Source organism: Mycobacterium gordonae (genome assembly GCF_002101675.1).
Lineage (GTDB): Bacteria > Actinomycetota > Actinomycetes > Mycobacteriales > Mycobacteriaceae > Mycobacterium > Mycobacterium gordonae.
Map to the genome: position 1 here is coordinate 1 of NZ_LQOY01000259.1, position 2,363 is coordinate 2,363.

At 68.7% G+C, this 2,363-nt stretch carries 2 protein-coding genes; both read right to left on the reverse strand.

Annotated features, from left to right (window positions below; genetic code table 11):
• Positions 1-1,682 (reverse strand): type I polyketide synthase (locus AWC08_RS34375; protein ID WP_142283976.1); only part of this gene is annotated, 1,682 nt, incomplete at its 3' end.
• 500 nt (positions 1,683-2,182) lie between these two features.
• Positions 2,183-2,363: hypothetical protein (locus AWC08_RS36945; RefSeq protein ID WP_419196923.1), on the reverse strand; the 181-nt coding region annotated here is incomplete at its 5' end.

Consider the following 2,363-nt stretch of genomic DNA (forward strand, 5'->3'; position numbering starts at 1 on the left):
GCGGCAAACACCGGCTCGGTGGCCAGCAGGTCCTTGCCCATCTCCGCCCACTGCGAGCCCTGCCCGGAAAACACCCACACCGGCCCCCGGTCGTCCTGGCTGACGGCCGGCGGGTGGGGGAGCTCGCCAGTGGCGATGTCCCGCAACGCTTCGCGCAGTTCGCTGGCGGTGCTCGCCAACACGGCCGTGCGCACCGAGCGATGCCCGCGACGGCGCGTCAGCGTGTAGGCCAGATCCGGCAGCGCGATGGCCTCCTGCGCGTCGATCCAGTCGGCAAGCCGGCCCGCGGTTTCGCGCAGCGCCTCCTCCGAACTCGCCGAGACGGGGAACACGAGGGTCCCTTCCAGCCCGGTGCTGCCGTCGGGCAGCACCGTCTGTCCGGCCGGTGCGGGCGCTTGTTCGACGATGGCGTGCACGTTGGTGCCCGACATGCCGTACGACGACACCGCCGCCCGCCGCGGCTGCTCGGTGTCACTGCTCGGCCACGGCGTAACCTCTTGCGGCACAAAGAGATTAGTGTCAATCGCGGCCATCTTGTCGGGCATGGTGTGGAAGTGCAGGTTCTGCGGCACCACGCCGTGCTGCACGGCCAGAATGGCTTTGAGCAATCCGAGCGCGCCGGCGGTGGACTGGGTGTGGCCGAAGTTGGTCTTCACCGACCCGACCGCGCAGGGTCCGTCGATGCCGTAGACCGCGGCCAGGCTCGCGTATTCCAGGGGGTCGCCGACCGGGGTGCCGGGGCCGTGGGCCTCGACCATGCCGACGGTGGCAGGGTCTACTCCGCCCGCGGCCAATGCCGCCCGGTAGACCGCCTCCTGGGCCTCGGCCGACGGGGTCACGATGTTGACGGTGTGACCGTCCTGGTTGGCCGCGGTTCCCTTGATGACGGCCAGGATCCGGTCACCGTCGCGTTGCGCGTCCGGCAGCCGCTTGAGCAGCAGGACGACCGCGCCCTCGCCCGAGACGAACCCGTCGGCCTCGACGTCGAACGCGTGGCAGCGGCCCGAGCGCGAGAGCATGCCGTTGGCCGAGCCCGAGGCGAAGCGGCGCGGCTCGAGCATCGCGTACACGCCACCGGCGAAGGCCAGGTCGCTCTCGCCCTCGCTCAAGCTGCGGGCGGCCAGGTGCGCGGCGAAAAGTCCCGACGAGCAGGCGGTGTCGACGGTGACCGCGGGACCGTGCAGTCCCAGGGCATAGGAGATGCGGCCGGAGGCCATGCAGGAGTTGGTGCCGGTGTTGCCGTAGGGGCCTTCCAAGTTGCCCGTCTCGGCCTGTACGAACTGGTAGTCGGCGTGGGTGAAACCGATGAACACCCCGGTGAGCGAGTCAGCCATCTGAGTGGGGGTCAGGCCGGCGTACTCCATCGCTTCCCAGGACGTCTCCAGCAGCAGCCGGTGCTGGGGATCCATCGCGATGGCTTCGCGTTCCGAGATGCCGAAGAATTCCGGGTCGAAGTCGCCGAGGTTGTCCATGAACGCCCCCCACTTGCAGTGGGAGCGTCCTGGCACACCGGGTTCGGGGTCGTAGTACTCGTCGATGTCCCAGCGGTCCAGTGGCACCTCGGTGACGAAGTCTTCGCCCCGCAGCAACGCTTGCCACAGCTGTTCAGGTGAGCTGATGCCCCCCGGCAGCCGGCACGCCAGACCAATGACCGCAACCGGCGTCACGCGTGCTTTTTCCACGGTCGTACGTCATCTCCTTAGCCCGCGCTCCAAGCCTTCTTCGGCAAGTTCTCGTCGAACACACTCCGCGCTGCCACAACCCGCAGCGGCAGACCCACTCACCAACCCCCCGCGCCTGACGCCAACGTGATGGTTCGGCGCGATCTGAAGCGTATCCGGTTGCCCCACCCGTGTGCGGAAAAATCGTTCGAACGTACAAAAATATTTGACCGACGTGACGTCAATCACACGGGCTTGGCAGCCCAGGCGAAAATCCGGAAAAGTTCGCAAACTGCCAGCTGACGGGGCCTGCGCGCGGGCAGTCTTTATGGTCACCGAAGTTGTGGCGCGACTCGTGCCCGATGTGGGCTTCCCCGGCCCTTCACGGGGAACGCCCTTTAGCGTCGCACCCGATCGAGGTCGCAGTCCGGCGCGCCGATTCAACGCGGCCGGCTGTCGCCGGCGGCACGCTAAGGCGGTCGCGGTGTGAGTCACGCGGGACATGACCCCGCCAGTTCCTCTCAACCCAGCAACAGCCCGCGGCTGCCGTCAGGGCCGGCCTGCCCGGTTACCACGCCCGCCCCACCTGCACCGCCACTGCCTCCGTTGCCGATCAGCGGGCCACCCCCGCCCGCGCCGCCGTTGCCGCCCGTCCCGGCGCCTCCGCCGCCGCCGTTGCCGCCATTACCGCCGCTGTGTATG